The organism is Luteimonas dalianensis (genome assembly GCF_049339425.1).
Lineage (GTDB): Bacteria > Pseudomonadota > Gammaproteobacteria > Xanthomonadales > Xanthomonadaceae > Luteimonas > Luteimonas dalianensis.
Genome location: NZ_JBMPPO010000008.1, coordinates 54334 through 69964, shown reverse-complemented (window position 1 = coordinate 69964; position 15631 = coordinate 54334). Strand labels below are relative to the sequence as shown.

Genomic DNA, 15631 nt, shown 5'->3' with positions numbered 1-15631 from the left:
CTCAGCCCTGGGTGAGGTGGGCGGCGATCGCGCGCCGGAACGGCGGCAGCCGGTTGGCAACGCGCAGGGTCGCGCGGCGCAGCACCCGGGCCAGCGGGCGCTGGTTGCTGTACAGCTCCACCACGGTGCGGGTGCCGGCGTAGATCGGCAGCGCGACGGCGTTGTGGCGGCGCTGGTAGCGCGCCAGCACCGCGTCCGAGCCGATGTCGGCGCCCTCGCGGTGCGCCTGCAGCACCACCTCGGCCAGCCGCGCCTGTCCCTGCAGCCCCAGGTTGAAGCCGTGCGCGGTCACCGGGTGCATGCCCACCGCGGCGTCGCCCACCAGCGCGGCGCGCCGGGCGACGAAGCGTTCGGCGTACACCGATACCAGCGGGTACACGTGGCTGGTGCCGGTCATGGTCACCTCGCCGCGCTCGCCGCGCATGCGCCGCTGCAGGTCGGCGGCCAGGGCCGCGTCGTCCATGGCTTCGGCCCTGTCCATCTCCCCGGGGCCGAGGGTGAGCACGGCCGAAGAGAGATTCCCGTTCAGCGGCAGCAGCGCCAGCGTGTGGCCATAGTCGAACCACTCCCAGGCCACGTGGTGGTGGGGCAGCGTGTGCTCGAACCGGCACACCATCATCCGCTTGCCGTGGTCGCGCATGGTCGCGCCGATGCCCAGCATCCGGCGCACCTGCGAGAAGCGGCTGTCAGCGGCCACCAGCAGGCGCGCGCGCAGGACGCGGCCATCCTCGAGCGTGGCTTCGATGCCGGTACCGCGCTCGGCCACCGACTGCACGCCGCAGCCGGTCACCAGTTCAAGATCGTCCTGCCTGGCCACCGCCTCATACACGGTGCGCCGGATCACGTGGTTGGGCACCAGCCAGCCGAGGCGGTCGCTGCGGCCGTCGGCAGAGCTGATCCTCAGCGCGTGGGCGGAGTCGCCGTCGCTGACCTTGGCGTCGCGCAGCTCCGAAACCTCGGCCGCATCAAAGCGCTCCCACAGGCCAAGCTGCTCCAGGATCCCGCGCGAGGCGTGGGTCAGCGCGATCTCGCGGCCGTCGAACGCCGGCTCCTGGATCGCCTGCAGCGGCTGCTTCTCCACCACCGCCACCGACAGCCCGCTGCCGGCCAGTGAACGGGCGAAGCACAGCCCCGCCGGGCCGGCCCCCACGACGACGACATCGAATTGCATTCGAACCGCTCCCGCTGGTCAGGAACGCCAGCTTGCGGGCCATTGTGGCCGATGGCATTGATCCAGGTCAGGATCGGGCGACGGGCGCCCGGGCCGGCGTCACCGCGCCAGGATCCAGCGGGCCACCTCGTCGATCAGCCCCTCATCCACCACGCCCGGCTCCTGGTAGGTGGCCATCGGCCGGTCGGGGTCGGCGACGATGCCCAGGTGGCTGAGCTGCGGATAGCGCTTCAGGGTGACGCGCGGGTCATCGGTGAACGCATCCACCCAGCCCTGCCAGTCGGCGTCGGTGACCTGGATGTCGTGCCCGCCGTGCAGGATCAGCAGCGGCTGCTGCAGCGCGCGCGCGTCGGCGACCGGATCCAGCGCATCGGCGCTGCGCAGGTACGCCGCCTGAGCGCCCAGGATCGCCGTGGAATCGGACGCGTCTTCACCGGCGCGCAGCCGCGCGATCAGATCGTTGATCGGCTCAAGGCGTGCGGCGAGCGCGGCCGGCGTGACGCCCTGGATCCCGGCCATGCGCTCCATCTGCTCGGGGATCAGATCCAGCATGCTGCGCGGGGACGCGGCCAGCATGATCCCGCCGGCCGCGCCTTCCGCCCGCTGCACGATGCGCGGGGTCAGCATCGCGCCCAGGCTGTGTCCGAACACGAACACCCGCCCCGGGTCGACCCCCGGCGTTGCCCGCAGTGCCGCCACCGCGGCCACGGTGTCATCCGTGCTTTCCCTGTCGACGTTGAAACCGGGATCGAAGGACACCGCGATCGGATACACCTTCGTGCGCTTGTCGTAGCGCAGCGTCGCGATACCGCGTTCGGCCAGCCCGTGGGCGATATCGCGCAGCGGGCGGTTCGGGCCGATCGTGGAATCGCGATCCTGGGGGCCGGAGCCATGCACCAGCACCACCGCCGGGAACGGACCCGCGCCCTGCGGCATCGCCAGCGTGCCGGGGAGCGCAAGGTCGCCCTCACCCACGCTGAAGTCACGCTCGGTGTAGGCAGGCGCGGGCGGCGACGACGGCTCCTGCGCCCATCCGGCCGACACCGCGGCGGCAAGCAGGAGCATCAGGGCAACGTGTCGGATCTTCATCGTGCGTCCTCCCGGTTGGGGCCCCCGCCGGGGCTACCTGCGTTCGCCGCTCATCGTATTGCCGCCCTGGTGCAGGTCGAGCTTTGTCACCTCACCGGCATCGTTGCGCGAGAACCGGATCTCGATGTCGTAGGCGTCCGCCGCGAACACGTCGGCATCGACCGGATCCAGCGGGAACGCGCCCTGGCCGGTGGCCTGCGCATGCAGCACTCCGCCCTGCTCGCTCACCTCCAGCTCGAAGCCCGGCATCAGCGGATAGGTGCCCGCGTACTCGCGCAGCGCCTCGGGCGACGGCGTCGGCACGACCTCCGGACGCTCCAGCGGGCGCCGCGGCTCGCCCAGCGGGATGCTCCCATCGAGCAGGTGGCCGGCCACATCGTTCACGCCGCCCATCGCCGCCAGGCCAGTATCGGCCAGCACCACCGCCGCCCGGCCCTGCTCAAGATCGAAGACCACCATCGAGGAAAAGCCGCCCGTGCCGCCGTCATGCGCGTGGACAAGACGCTCGCCGATGGGCATCAGCAGCCAGTTCATTGCCATCGGCTGGTCGGCGGCGGTCTCCACCGGCCGCTGGGCCAGGCTGATCGCTTCGCCGACCGCGCCCTGCGCGCCGCCGAGCTGGGCCTTTGCATAGCGCACCATGTCGTCGAGCGTGGAGCGCACGCCGCCGACCCCGGCCATGCTGCCGCTGAACGTCCACGGCGGCGTCTGCGCGCCGGTGGTCACGTGCCCCGCGGCGACCCGGAGCCCGTCCGGCCGCCTGTTGATGTAGGTGCTGTCCATGCCCAGCGGGGTGAGCAGCTTCTCATCCAGCAGGCGCTCGAAGTCGACCCCGGCGCGCTGCGCCAGGGCCAGCGACAGCAGCATCGTGCCGAAGTTGGAGTACTCGAAGACTTCGCCCGGGGCCTGGGCCAGGGTCACGTCCTGCAGCGATGCGAGCAGGGCCTCGTCCGTGAACCCGGCGTAGGGGTCGCCCGGATCGGTGATATCCAGCCGCGAAGGCAGCCGCGGCAGGCCGGAGGTGTGGGTGACCACGTGCCGCAGCAGGATCGGCCGGCCCTCGTAGTCCGGCACCACGGTGCCTTCCGGCAGATGGTCGGCCAGCGGGTCGTCCAGCGAGGCCTCGCCCCTGGCGACCAGGTCGGCCAGCAGGATCCCGGTCATGGTCTTGGTGACCGAGCCGATCTCGAACGCCACGTCCGGGCCGATGCGGCCGGCGTTGGCCGGATCGGCGCAGCGCCAGGCGCGGGCGACGCTGTCGCCCTCGATCACCGCGGCCGCCATGCAGACGCCGCTGACGTCGCCCAGCACGCGCCGGTCGAGGATGTCGCCCAGCGCGTTGTCATCCATGGCGTTGGCGGCTCCGGAAAGGAACAACAGCGTACCGGCAATCAGGCATGCGGACAGGCGGTTGGATCGCAGCATGGGCTTCTCCTTGCAACGGGTGGAAACCAGACAGGGACGAGCGCCCCGCATGGCGCGCGACTGGAGCGGGCGCCGGCTCATGCGGCCTCCTCCCCGTCCAGGGCATTGATCTGGCACTGCAGGCTTTCGGCATGGGCCCGAAACCTCGTCCTGGCCACGTGGCGGTTGTACCAGGCAATGCCGGCATACAGGGCCACGACCACCGCCAGGTACACCAGCGAGAACATCGAGGGGCCCCGCAGCACCAGGGTCAGCCCGAAGATGCCGATCATGGGCGGCGTGAGATACCACAGCCAGACCTGCTCCAGCATCCGCGCCTGGGCCAGCGCCGCATCGCGCTGGCGCCCGAGGTTCTCCACCAGCGGCAGCTGCGGCTCCGGTTCCGGCACCTGCCGGCGGGCCTGCCGCAGCCGCAGCGGGATCAGCGCCCCCCAGACCACCAGCAGCACCGAGAAGCCGACTGCGGCCCATTCGCCCTTTGTCGCCATGCCCAGCGCGGCCAGGGTGAAGAAGATGACCACCGCCACCGCCGCCACCGTTTCGATCAGGTCGCGCCGCCGCACCCGCCTGCGCATCTTTTCATCCAGCGACCGCAGCGCCTCGATGCGGACGTCGGGCGCCGCGGCTGCGTCGTCCTGCCAGCGCTGCTTCATGCTGTCCCAGTCCATGCTCATCCCTCCACGAAATGTTGTTCGAACGCCTGGCGCAGGCGGGTCATGCGCACCGCCACGGCGTTGGGGCTGAGTCCCAGCACTTCGGCCACCTGTTCGCGCGGCAGCCCTTCCAGATCCATCAGCAGCACCGCGCGCGACACCGGCTCCAGGGTGGCGAGGAAGGCGTCGAGCACGTCCATCGGATCGACCGCGTGCCCGCTGTCGCCGCGCTCGGGCACCGCGTCCAGCGGCACGTGCTCCCGGCGCGGCCTGCGCAGGTGGCTGAGCGCGGTGTTCAGCGCCACCCGGTAGACCCAGGTGGACAGCTGCGCGCGGCCGTCGAAGGCGGCAAAGCTGCGCCACAGCTGCAGATGCATGTCCTGCACCAGGTCACGCCAGTCGTCCGGCCCCGCGTAGCGCCGCGCCAGCCGCGCCAGCGCCTGCTGGTTGTCCTCCAGCATCGCGGTGAACGCCGCGTTGGTATCCGTCTTTTCCATGGGTGCCTTTTCCGGGACTCATGAAGATTGGTCGCAGCGAAGCCCGGAAATTTTCAGGCCGGGATCGGAGCACCCGCGATCTCCCATCCTGAGCGCTGGATCAGGGGTCGGTGGGGTACCCCTTGCCGGGACTGTCGGCGACATGGACGTCGCCGACAAGCCTACAGGGACGTATTCACGGCGTGTCCCGGCAAGGGGTACCCCACCGGCCCGCCCGCGAATCCATCAGGCGGAACCCAGCTCATGGATCGCCTGGCGATACCGCGCCGCGATCGCATCCCTGTCACGGTGCCGACCGCCGCTGACCACGGTATCGCCGTCGATGCACACCGTCTCCACCACCGGCCGGTTGCCGCTGAAGATCCAGCGGTCGACCACGTCCTCCACGGTCGCCCCGACCAGCGTCGGCGCGTGCGGATCCAGCTCGATCCAGTCGCCGGCAGCATCGAGCCCGGTCACGTCCGCACCGCCCGCCAGCGCCCCGCGCAGCAGGGTCTCGCCCACGCTCTCCGATTCGCGCACCGCGATGTTGCGATGGCGGCTCGCCAGCCGCTGCCCGTACTCCAGCCAGCGCAGCTCCTCCACCGGCGACACCGAGATGTGCGAATCCGAGCCGATGCCCCAGCGCCCGCCCGCATCCAGGTAGGCGCGCAGCGGAAACAGCCCGTCGCCCAGGTTGGCCTCCGTCGTCGGGCACAGCACCACGGTCGCGCCACTGCCGGCGATGCCGCGCGTCTCCTCCGCCGTCAGGTGGGTCGCGTGCACCAGCGCCCAGCGCGCGTCGACGTCGAAGTTCGCGTACAGCCATTCAACCGGCCGCGCGTCGCGCAGCGCCAGGCAGTCCTGCACCTCGCCGATCTGCTCGGCGATGTGGATGTGCACCGGCATGGCCGGCGGCAGCCCGCCCAGCACCTCGCGCATCGCCGCCTGCGGCACCGCGCGCAGGCTGTGGAAGCAGGCGCCCACCTTCAGCCGCGCGTCCTCCAGCGCGCGCAGGCGGTCGAGCAGGCGCAGGTAGCCCTCCACGTCGTGGCCGAAGCGCGCCTGGCGCTCGCCCAGCGGGCGGCCATCGAAGCCGCCGGTCATGTACAGCACCGGCAGCAGGGTCATGCGGATGCCGGTCTCGCGCGCCGCTTCGATCAGCGCCCGCGACATCGCCGCCGGGTCGTCGTAAGCCGTGCCGTCCGGCTGGTGGTGCACGTACTGGAACTCGCACACCGAGCCGTAGCCGGCCTCCAGCATCTCCACGTACAGCTGCGCGGCCACCGCGCGCATGGTGTCGGGCGTCATCCGCCCGGCGAAGCGGTACATGGTCTCGCGCCACGTCCAGAACGAATCGGCCGGATCCGTGCGGCGCTCGGCCATGCCGGCCATCGCCCGCTGGAACGCGTGCGAATGCAGGTTGGGAATGGCGGGCAGGCGCCAGCCGGCGGCGGTGCGGGTCGCGACATTTTCCATGCCGGCATTGTCGCGCGACGCGCTCACGATGCGTAGTCCCGGCCCTTCCGTACAATCCGGGCATGGACGAATCACAGCGAACCCCCTGGGACGGACTGGCCCTGGGCGCCACCCTGGCCACCCTGGACGCCGACAGCGGCTACGGCCTGGTCGAGGACGGCGCGCTGGGCTGGCGCGACGGCACGATCGTGTACGCCGGCCCGCGCACCGCCCTGCCCGCCGATCCCAACAGCCTGTCCGGCGCGGTCATCGACCTGGGCGGCGGCCTGGTCACCCCGGGCCTGGTCGACTGCCACACCCACCTGGTGTTCGCCGGCAACCGCGCGGGCGAGTTCGAACAGCGCCTCAAGGGCGCCAGCTACGAGGAGATCGCACGCGCCGGCGGCGGCATCGTGTCCTCGGTGAAGGCGGTGCGCGAGGCCGGCGAGGATCAGCTGCTGGCCGAGTCGTTGCCCCGCGCACGCGCCCTGGTCGCCGACGGCGTCACCACGCTGGAGATCAAGTCCGGCTACGGCCTGGACTTCGACAGCGAGCGGCGGATGCTGCGCGCGGCGCGGCGCGTGGGCGAGGAACTGGGCGTGCAGGTGCGCGCCACCTACCTGGCCGCGCACGCGCTGCCGCCGGAGTTCAAGGAGCGTCCCGACGCCTACATCGACGCCGTCGTCGAATGGCTGCCGCGCCTGCACGAAGAAGGGCTGGTGGACGCGGTCGATGCGTTCGCCGAAACCATCGGCTTCAGCATCGAACAGACCCGGCGGGTGTTCGAGGCCGCGCGTGCGCTCGGCCTGCCGGTGAAGCTGCACGCCGACCAGCTCAGCGACGGCGGCGGCGCCGGGCTGGTCGCGCAGTTCGACGGCCTGTCCGCCGACCACGTCGAATACACCTCCGAAGCCGGCGTGCGGGCCATGGCCGAGGCCGGCACCGTCGCGGTGCTGCTGCCCGGCGCCTTCCACGTGCTGCGCGAGACCCGCCTGCCGCCGCTGGACGCGTTCCGCGCCCACGGCGTGCCGATGGCGGTGGCCACCGACTGCAATCCCGGCACCGCGCCGCTGCTGTCGCTGCGCCAGGCGATGCAGCTGGCCTGCACCCTGTTCCGGCTGACTCCGGAGGAAGCGCTGCGCGGGGCCACGGTCAACGCCGCGCGCGCGCTCGGCATGGACGACCGGGGCGTACTGCGCCCCGGCATGCGCGCCGACTTCGTGCACTGGAACGTCGGCCAGCCGGCCGAGCTGTGCTACTGGCTCGGCGGCCAGCTGGCCGCCAGCGTCCACGCCAACGGCCGACGCATCGCCTGACCCACGCGACTTCATGCACATGGCGCACGCCGACCCCGGTGGCGTATCGTTCGGGCGGTTGATCGCATCCACCTGAGGAAACAACATGCCCTGTCGCTCCCTGCTTGCCGCCGCCGTCATGCTCGCCGCCTCCACCACAGCCGCGCAGGAAGCGCCCGAAGCCGCCCGCCAGCTCGCGCAGGACGCGATCATCGTCGATACCCACATCGACGCCCCCGGCCGCCTGCTCGGCAGCTGGGTCGACCTTGGCGAGGAAGCCCCCGGCCGCGAGTTCGACTACCCGAGCGCCCGCGCGGGCGGCCTGGACGTCGGCTTCATGGCCATCTACACCTCGCACGGCCGCGACGAGGCCGGCACCGCCCGCCAGCACGCGCACAACCAGATCGACGCGGTGGAAGCGCTCACCGCGCGCCACCCCGACAGGTTCGCCATCGTCACCTCGCCCGGCGACGTCGACACCCTGCGCGAAGGCGGCCGGGTGCTGCTGGCCATGGGCATGGAGAACGCCGGCCCGCTGGGCGACGACCTGTCGCAGGTGGAGGTGTTCTTCAACCGCGGCGTGCGCTACATCGGCCTGACCCACAGCGGCAACAACCGCATCGGCGACTCCTCCTACACCCTGGAACGCAAGTGGAACGGCCTGAGCCCGTTCGGCCTGGAGGTCGTGGCCGAGATGAACCGGCTCGGCATGATCGTCGACGTCTCGCACCTGTCCGACGACACCACCCGCGACGTGATCCAGGCCAGCACCGCGCCGGTGATCGCCAGCCACTCCGGCTTCCGCCACTTCACCCCGGGCTTCGAGCGCAACATCAGCGACGAGCTGGCGAAGGCCGTCGCCGAAACCGGCGGCGTCGTCCAGATCCCGTTCGGCATCATGTTCGTCGACGGCCAGGCGGCCGCCGACACCCAGGCCTACTTCGTCGCCGCCGACGACTTCACGCGCCGCAACGCCGAGCGCGAGGCGGCCGGCGAGCCGCTGGAGGATCGGGGCGAATTCGAGCGCGCCTGGGAGCAGGCGCATCCGACCCCCGAGATCACCATCGAGCCGGTGCTCGACCAGATCGACTACGGGGTGGCGCTGATCGGCGTCGACCACATCGGCCTGGGCTCGGACTTCGACGGCGTCGGCGGCGACCTGCCCGAGGGCCTGCGCACCGTGGCCGACTTCCCCAACCTGGTGGCCGGCCTGCAGGGCCGCGGCTACAGCGACGGGGACATCCGCAAGATCCTGGGCGGCAACATGCTGCGCGCCTGGAGCGATATCGAGGCCGCCGCCGGACGCTGAAGGAGATCGGGCCGCGCTCCTGCGCGAGCGCGGCCCCGTCGTCCGGTCACCCGGCCACCGACTCCGGCGTCAGTTCTCCGACCACTTCGCCTTCCTCGTCCAGGAACTGGATCGAAGCCTCGCCACCCGGTGCCACCTGCAGCATCATGCGCGGCTTGCCGGCCGCATCATTGAGCATCAAAACCGAGTTGCCGCTGCCCGACCGGCCCACGAACAGCCTGTCGGCGCCATAGTGGTTCTGCGCGCGGCGCTCCTGCATCAGCGCCCTGCGCTCATCGGCATCCATCGCCTCCAGCGCGCCCGATTCACCGAAATCCTCGGCGATGGATCTGTCTGGCCGGTCGGAGACCTGCATGCCCGCCACGTAGTGGGCGCCGCCGTCCAGGCCCATGATCTGCACGATCTGATCCTGCTCGTAGCGGTCGAACGTCAGGCTGCCGCCGGAACGCACATTGCCTTCCTCGTCGGTTCCGCCGGCGAAGATCAGTCCCCCGACCTCGCTGCCCTCGTCGTTGTAGAACAGCATTCCGGCCTGCGGCCGCGGGTGCTCGTACTCCTCCCCGCGGATGATCGCGCCCGGGAATCGCGCCGAGCTGCTCAGCACGTAGCGAAGCGTCCCATCCGGTTCGCGCAGGTTGAGCCGCTGGACATCGACCTCCTCGAACGAAGCCTTGCCCGATGACGCGGCACCGGTCAGCACCACCACCGCGAACACCGCCGTCAACAGACCCGAATACACCACCAGAAAACGGTTCCCCTGCACCTTCATGACGCTCCTCCTTTCGCCTCGTTGGATCCGCAGGTTCCTGCAGCCCCGCGGCGGCGTCACGTGAAGGAGGTCACTGTGACAACTGTCTTCCGGCCGCAGCGAAGCGGACATGAAAAAGGCCCGCACGGGGCGGGCCTTCTTTCGTCATCGGCGAGGAGGATTACTCCTTGACGACGGTCTTCTTCGCCACGACCTTCTTGCCCGGCCTGACCACCTTGCCGGCGGCCGGCGCCTGCGCGGCGGCGGCGGTGCCGATGCGATGCGGACGGCTGTTGCCGTAGCTGGAGTTGTAGCGCTTGCCCTTGAGGGTCTTGCGATCGCCCTTGCCCATCGAAATCTCCTGGAATCTGTTGTCTGGCGCGCGCCGGAACCGGCGAGCTAACCGGTCAATGCTAGCACGCGCGGCCCCGCCGATCAGCCCGCGCGGGCGTGGCTCAGGCGCAGGTTCATCAGGTGGGCGCCGGCCAGCAGCAGCCCGCCGGCCACCATGATCAGGGCGTGCGCCAGGCCGTGGTCGTGCAGCCAGGTGAACGCCCCGGCCCACACCATCGCCAAGCCCGGCACCAGCAGCGCCCAGGCCCGGAATGCGCGGTGGCGGCGGTAGCCCACGGTCAGCGTGGTCACGCCCAGCACGGTGGCGAAGACCACGAAGGCCTGGTCGAAATCGATCCAGCCGCCCACGTTCAGGCCCAGCGCCGGCAGCACCGCAACCGCCAGCGGCAGCAGCGCACAGTGCAGCGCACACAGGAAGGACGCCGCGAATCCGAAGCGGTCGGCCTTGCGCAGGCGCGTATCTGTGATGGGCATGACCTTTGGCGGCGACGCGGCGGGATTGAAATATTATAACATTCGGTTCCGCCCCGCTACTGCTTCCTCCGATGCCGCGTTCCCCCACCCCCCACCGCCTGTGCTTCGCCCTGCTCGCCGCGCTGTCCGCTCCCGCCATGGCGGACACCCAGGACGACCCCCGCCATACCGAACCCCGGGATCTGGACGCGGTGATCGTGCGCGCCAGCCCCCTGGCCAAGTCCGCCGAGGATCTGACCCAGCCGGTCGAGGTGCTGGCCGGCGAGCGGCTGGATGAAGTCAAGGCGGCCTCGCTGGGCGAAACCGTAGGCCGCCTGCCCGGCATCCAGTCCTCGTACCACGGCCCGGGCGTGGGCCGGCCGATCATCCGCGGCATGGACGGCGCGCGGGTGCAGGTGCTCAGCGACGGACTGTCCTCGGGCGACGTGTCCACGGTGAGCGTGGATCACGCGGTGACGATTGAGCCGTTCCTGGCCAACCAGATCGAGGTGCTCAAGGGCCCCGCCACCCTGCTTTACGGCAGCGGCGCGATCGGCGGCGCGGTCAATGTGATCGACGGCAGGATCCCCGAAACCACCACCTTCCAGCCCCTGGAGGGCCGGTCGGAGCTGCGGGCCGGCAGCGTCTCCGACGAGCGCACCGGCATGGTTCGCCTGGACGGCACCGATTCGTCCGGCAGGTTCGTGTTCCACTTCGACGCCCTGCACCGCGAAACCGGCGACTACCGGATCCCCGGCCATGCCGAGGCGGCGGACGATCATCACGGCCACCATCACGACCACGGCCACGAAGACGACCACGGCGCCCACGGCCGCCTGCCGAACAGCTTCCTGCGCACCGACAGCGCCGCGCTTGGCGCCTCGTTCATCGGCGAGCGCGGATTCATCGGCGCGGGCTACAGCATGTTCAAGTCGCGCTACGGCGTGCCCGGGCACGTACACCCCGGCGATGATCATGGGCACGGCCACGATCACGGCCACGCTCACGACGATCACGATCACGATCACGGCCACGGACATGAGTACGGGCACGACGACGAACACGGCGTGCATATCGTCATGGATCAGCGCCGCAGCGAGGTTCGCGCCGGGCTGGACGACATGCGCGGCTTTGAAAGCCTGCGGGTGAAGCTGGCCCACAACCAATACACCCACACCGAGTACGAGGACAACGCCGTCGGCACCGTGTTCGACAACGACAGCGTGGAAGGACGGATCGAGCTGGTGCACCAGCCGCTGGGCGGCTGGAACGGCGCGTTCGGCCTGCAGTTCTCGCAGCGCGACTTCCACGCGATGGGCGCCGAGGCGTTCGTCCCGGATTCCAAGTCCCGCGACACCGGCCTGTTCTGGATCGGCGAGCGCAGCTTCGACGCCATCGACCTGGAGCTGGGCGCCCGCTACGACCGCAACCGGATCGACGTGGTCACCGGCCCTTCGCGCAACTTCGACGGCCTGAGCCTGTCGGCCGCGACCCGCTGGCACGTGGGCGAAGGCCTGCACCTGTCCTTCGGCCTGGATCGCGCCCAGCGCGTGCCGACCTCGGAGGAGCTGTACTCCGATGGCCTGCACGTGGCCACCAGCAGCTACGAATTCGGCAACGCCGGCCTGGATCGGGAAACCGCCAACCGCGCCGAGCTGGGCATGCACTGGCACCGCGACAGGCTGCTGGTCAGCGCTTCGCTGTACCACATCGAATACGACGACTTCATCTATCTCGCCGATACCGGCGTGGTCGACGGCGGCCTGCCGGCACGGGTCTGGAACCAGGCCGACGCCCGCTTCAGCGGCGGCGAGCTGGACGTGCAGTGGACACTGCTCGACGACGAGCGCGGCCAGTGGACGCTGCGCAGCTTCGGCGACGTCGTCCGCGCACGGCTGGCCGGATCGGGCACGCGGGAGGTGTCGTTCAGCGTGCCGCACGGCAACCACGCCCACCACCACACCGCGCAAATCGCGCTGGACGGCAACCTGCCCCGCATCGCCCCGGCCAGGGTGGGCGCGGAACTGCGCTGGCGCTCGGCGGACGACGCCTGGCGCGCCAACCTGGGCGCGGTGCGCTACGCCTCGCAGGATCGCGTGGCCGAACATGAGCACGAGTCGCCGGGCTACACCCTGGTGCACGCCGGGCTGACCTGGCACCTGGATACGGCTGGCGGCAAGGCCTGGGAGGTGTTCGTGGACGGCAGCAACCTGCTCGACGAGGAGGCCCGCCCGCATACCTCGTTCATCAGCCACCTGGCGCCGCTGCCGGGTCGCAGCGTCAACGCGGGCGTGCGGCTGTTCTTCTGATCCGGTGCGGAGCGCGTGGCGCGCTCATGCGCCGCGCGGCCTGGCTGGCGCTTGCGGGGTTTCCGCCTTCTCGCGGCTGCAGGCGGCACACAGGCCGTGCACTTCCAGGGTCTGGGCCAGCGGGGTGAAGCCCAGCGCGCGGGCACGGGCGTCGAGCGACTCCACCACGCGCTCGTCTTCCAGCTCGGTCGCGTCCTGGCAGTTGTCGCAGATCAGGAACGGCACCGAGTGCGGCCGGCTGCTGGGATGGTGGCAGGCGACGAAGGCGTTGATGGACTCGAGCCGGTGGATGAACCCGTTCGCGAGCAGGAAATCCAGCGCGCGGTACACCGTGGGCGGCGCCGCCGAACCCGGCCCGCCGCCGTCACGCACCCGATCCAGCAGGTCGTAGGCTTTCAGCGGACGGTCGGCTTCGGCGATCAGGCCGAGCACGTAGCTGCGGATCGGGGTCAGGCGCAGGCCGCGCTGCCGGCACGCGGCCTCGACCGCGGCGACGAACTCGGCCGCATCGTGGACGTGGTGCTTGGGATCGGTGCAGGCGCTGGCCATGCCATGGATGATGGTGGCGAACGCCCCGCTACTCAAGCCGCGGGGATTTTCGCGATCGCCGCGTTGACCCGCTCCAGCGCGCCGTCGCGGCCGGCCAGGTACACAGTGTGGCCGATATCCGGGCTGACCTGGGTGCCGGTGATCGCCACCCGCATCGGCTGCGCCACCTTGCCCATGCCCACGCCCTGGGCCTCGGAGACCTGCTTGAGCGCTTCGCCGATCGCCTCGGCCGACCATTCAGGCAGCCCGGCAAGCCGCGCCCGCGCGTCGGCCAGCACCGCCGCCGCCTCGGGCTTGAGGTGCTTGGCCACGGCCTTGTCGTCGTATTCGGTCAGCGGCCGGTACCAGACCGCCGCGCGCTCGGCCATTTCCGCCAGCGTCTGTACCCGGTCGCGCAGGGCGACCACCACGTCGGCCGGCGCAGGCCCCGCGGACAGCTCCAGCCCCGCGCTGCGCAGGTGCCACTCCAGGTGCACGGCCACGGCTTCGGGCGCATCGCCCTTGAGGTACTGCTGGTTGAGCCAGCCCAGCTTGGCGGCATCCAGCCGCGCGGCCTTGGCATTGACGTCCTTCAGGTCGAACAGCCGCTGCATCTCCTCAATCGAGAACACCTCCTGGTCGCCGTGCGACCAGCCCAGCCGCACCAGGTAGTTGAGCAGCGCGTGCGGCAGGTAGCCGGCGTCGCGGTACTGCATCACGTCCGCCGCACCGGTGCGCTTGGACAGCTTGGCGCCGCTCTCGTCCAGAATCATCGGCAGGTGCGAGAACGCCGGCACCTTCGCCCCCAGCGCCTCGTAGATGTTGATCTGGCGCGGGGTGTTGTTGACGTGGTCGTCGCCGCGCACCACGTCGGTGATGCCCATGTCGATGTCGTCCACCACCACCGCGAAGTTGTAGGTCGGGTGGCCGTCCGGGCGGAAGATCACCAGGTCGTCCAGCTCGCTGTTGGCGATCTCGATCAGGCCCTTGACCTTGTCGTCCCAGGCCACCGAGCCGTCCAGCGGGTTCCTGAGCCGGATCACCCGGTTGGGATCGTCGCGGCGCGACGCATGCAGTTCGGCCTCGCCGCCACGCTCGCGCCAGGCGCCGTTGTAGCGCGGCTTTTCGCCCTTCTCCATCGCCGCCGCGCGCATCGCGTCCAGCTCTTCCCTGGTCTCATAGGCGCAATAGGCCTTGCCCTCGGCCAGCAGCTGCTCGGCCACCTCGCGGTACCGCTCCAGGCGGCGGGTCTGGTAGAACGGGCCCTCGTCGTAGTCCAGGCCCAGCCACTCCATCGCCTCCAGGATCGCGTCGATCGCCCCCTGGGTGCTGCGCTCACGGTCGGTGTCCTCGATCCGCAGCACGAACTGCCCGCCGGCACGGCGCGCGGCCAGCCAGCAGTACAGCGCGGTGCGGGCGCCGCCGATATGCAGATAGCCGGTGGGACTGGGGGCGAAGCGGGTGCGAACGGTCATTGGGGCGGATGAATTGCAGGGGAACCCGCAATTCTAGTCGGATCCCACGGACAGGGCTGCTTTTTGTCATTGGCCGACACCGGCTGCCGTTATCATTGTGCGATGACCACGCTGTTCATCGCCGACCTCCACCTGGATCCGGAACGCCCGGAGATCACCCGCCTGTTCGGCGACTTCCTCGACGGCGAGGCCGGCCGCGCCGACGCGCTCTACATCCTCGGTGACCTGTTCGAATCCTGGGTTGGCGATGACGACCCCTCCGAAGCCGGTGCCTTCGTTGCCGGCAAGCTCGCCGCCCTGGACGCCGCCGGCGTGCCGCTGTTCTTCATGCACGGCAACCGCGACTTCATGCTCGGCCGCGACTACGCCGCCCGCGCCGGCATGCGGATCCTTCCCGACCCGTCGGTGATCGACCTTTACGGCAAGCCCGTGCTGCTGATGCACGGCGACCTGCTGTGCACCGGCGACGTCGAATACCAGAAGATCCGCGCCCAGGTACGCAGCCCGCAGTGGCGCGCACACATGCTCTCCCAGCCCCTCCAGGCCCGCCTCGCCTTCGCCCAGCAGGCCCGCGCCGCCAGCCAGGCGCGCCAGGGCGCGATGAAGGACGCCGGCACCATGGAAACCATCACCGACGCCTCGCCCGACGCAATCGAACAAACCCTGCGCCGCTACGGCATCGACACCCTCATCCACGGCCACACCCACCGCCCGGCCATCCACGACCTGGACATCGACGGCCACCCCCACCGCCGCATGGTCCTGGGCGACTGGTATGAGCAGGGTTCGGTGCTGCGCGCGTGCCCCGACGGCAGCTTCGACCTCGCCTCCCTGTAGTAGAGGCCCCACGAATCGTCGCAAAACATGAAGGCCGCCAACACGATCGCG

At 70.5% G+C, this 15631-nt stretch carries 15 protein-coding genes; 4 read left to right on the top strand and 11 right to left on the bottom strand.

All coding sequences use genetic code 11. From position 1 onward, the window contains the following. Window position 1: 1 nt before the first annotated feature. From ubiM to ACOZ90_RS12430, 6 genes are all read right to left on the bottom strand, one after another. Window positions 2-1171, bottom strand: a complete 1170-nt coding sequence (gene ubiM / locus ACOZ90_RS12455) for a 5-demethoxyubiquinol-8 5-hydroxylase UbiM (protein ID WP_422893973.1) — start codon at window positions 1169-1171, stop codon at window positions 2-4. Between the two features lie 99 nt (window positions 1172-1270). Continuing rightward, window positions 1271-2260 (bottom strand): alpha/beta hydrolase family protein, encoded by a 990-nt coding sequence (locus ACOZ90_RS12450; RefSeq protein ID WP_422893972.1) that lies wholly within the window; start codon window positions 2258-2260, stop codon window positions 1271-1273. A 33-nt stretch (window positions 2261-2293) separates the two neighbouring features. Continuing rightward, window positions 2294-3685, bottom strand: a complete 1392-nt coding sequence (locus ACOZ90_RS12445; protein WP_422893971.1) for a serine hydrolase — start codon at window positions 3683-3685, stop codon at window positions 2294-2296. 77 nt (window positions 3686-3762) lie between these two features. Then, window positions 3763-4353 carry a hypothetical protein gene (locus ACOZ90_RS12440; protein ID WP_422893970.1) on the bottom strand — a complete coding sequence of 197 codons (591 nt, stop codon included), beginning with the start codon at window positions 4351-4353 and terminating at the stop codon, window positions 3763-3765. 2 nt (window positions 4354-4355) lie between these two features. After that, window positions 4356-4835 (bottom strand): RNA polymerase sigma factor, encoded by a 480-nt coding sequence (locus ACOZ90_RS12435; RefSeq protein WP_422893969.1) that lies wholly within the window; start codon window positions 4833-4835, stop codon window positions 4356-4358. A 225-nt stretch (window positions 4836-5060) separates the two neighbouring features. Further along, window positions 5061-6293, bottom strand: a complete 1233-nt coding sequence (locus ACOZ90_RS12430) for a formimidoylglutamate deiminase (protein ID WP_422893968.1) — start codon at window positions 6291-6293, stop codon at window positions 5061-5063. A 62-nt stretch (window positions 6294-6355) separates the two neighbouring features. On the opposite strand from ACOZ90_RS12430, the gene hutI reads away from it, so the two are divergent. After that, the gene (gene hutI / locus ACOZ90_RS12425; protein ID WP_422893967.1) at window positions 6356-7588 is read left to right on the top strand and encodes an imidazolonepropionase; all 1233 of its coding nucleotides are present in this window, start codon (window positions 6356-6358) and stop codon (window positions 7586-7588) included. An 85-nt stretch (window positions 7589-7673) separates the two neighbouring features. Beyond that, entirely contained in the window at window positions 7674-8876 is a 1203-nt protein-coding gene (locus tag ACOZ90_RS12420) for a dipeptidase (RefSeq protein ID WP_422893966.1), read from the top strand. 46 nt (window positions 8877-8922) lie between these two features. Here the strand turns inward: ACOZ90_RS12420 and ACOZ90_RS12415 are convergent, their stop codons facing one another. The 3 genes from ACOZ90_RS12415 to ACOZ90_RS12405 all read right to left on the bottom strand — a co-directional run bounded on the left by ACOZ90_RS12415 (window position 8923) and on the right by ACOZ90_RS12405 (window position 10452). After that, on the bottom strand, window positions 8923-9645 hold the full coding sequence (locus ACOZ90_RS12415; protein ID WP_422893965.1) for a hypothetical protein: 723 nt from the start codon (window positions 9643-9645) through the stop codon (window positions 8923-8925). Between the two features lie 160 nt (window positions 9646-9805). Then, on the bottom strand, window positions 9806-9976 hold the full coding sequence (locus ACOZ90_RS12410; RefSeq protein WP_422893964.1) for a 30S ribosomal protein THX: 171 nt from the start codon (window positions 9974-9976) through the stop codon (window positions 9806-9808). Between the two features lie 83 nt (window positions 9977-10059). After that, a complete protein-coding gene (locus ACOZ90_RS12405; protein WP_422893963.1) occupies window positions 10060-10452 on the bottom strand; it encodes a MerC domain-containing protein in 393 nt (130 codons plus the stop codon). Between the two features lie 71 nt (window positions 10453-10523). Here ACOZ90_RS12405 and ACOZ90_RS12400 point away from each other — a divergent pair, with 71 nt between their 5' ends. Beyond that, window positions 10524-12740 carry a TonB-dependent receptor gene (locus ACOZ90_RS12400; protein ID WP_422893962.1) on the top strand — a complete coding sequence of 739 codons (2217 nt, stop codon included), beginning with the start codon at window positions 10524-10526 and terminating at the stop codon, window positions 12738-12740. A 24-nt stretch (window positions 12741-12764) separates the two neighbouring features. On the opposite strand, the gene ACOZ90_RS12395 is transcribed toward ACOZ90_RS12400, so the two are convergent. Both ACOZ90_RS12395 and gltX read right to left on the bottom strand, forming a co-directional pair. Further along, window positions 12765-13289 (bottom strand): transcriptional repressor, encoded by a 525-nt coding sequence (locus ACOZ90_RS12395; RefSeq protein WP_422893961.1) that lies wholly within the window; start codon window positions 13287-13289, stop codon window positions 12765-12767. Between the two features lie 32 nt (window positions 13290-13321). After that, the gene (gene gltX, locus ACOZ90_RS12390) at window positions 13322-14743 is read right to left on the bottom strand and encodes a glutamate--tRNA ligase (RefSeq protein WP_422893960.1); all 1422 of its coding nucleotides are present in this window, start codon (window positions 14741-14743) and stop codon (window positions 13322-13324) included. 102 nt (window positions 14744-14845) lie between these two features. Between gltX and lpxH the strand changes: the two genes are divergently transcribed. Beyond that, on the top strand, window positions 14846-15580 hold the full coding sequence (gene lpxH, locus ACOZ90_RS12385) for a UDP-2,3-diacylglucosamine diphosphatase (RefSeq protein WP_422893959.1): 735 nt from the start codon (window positions 14846-14848) through the stop codon (window positions 15578-15580). Window positions 15581-15631: the final 51 nt, after the last annotated feature.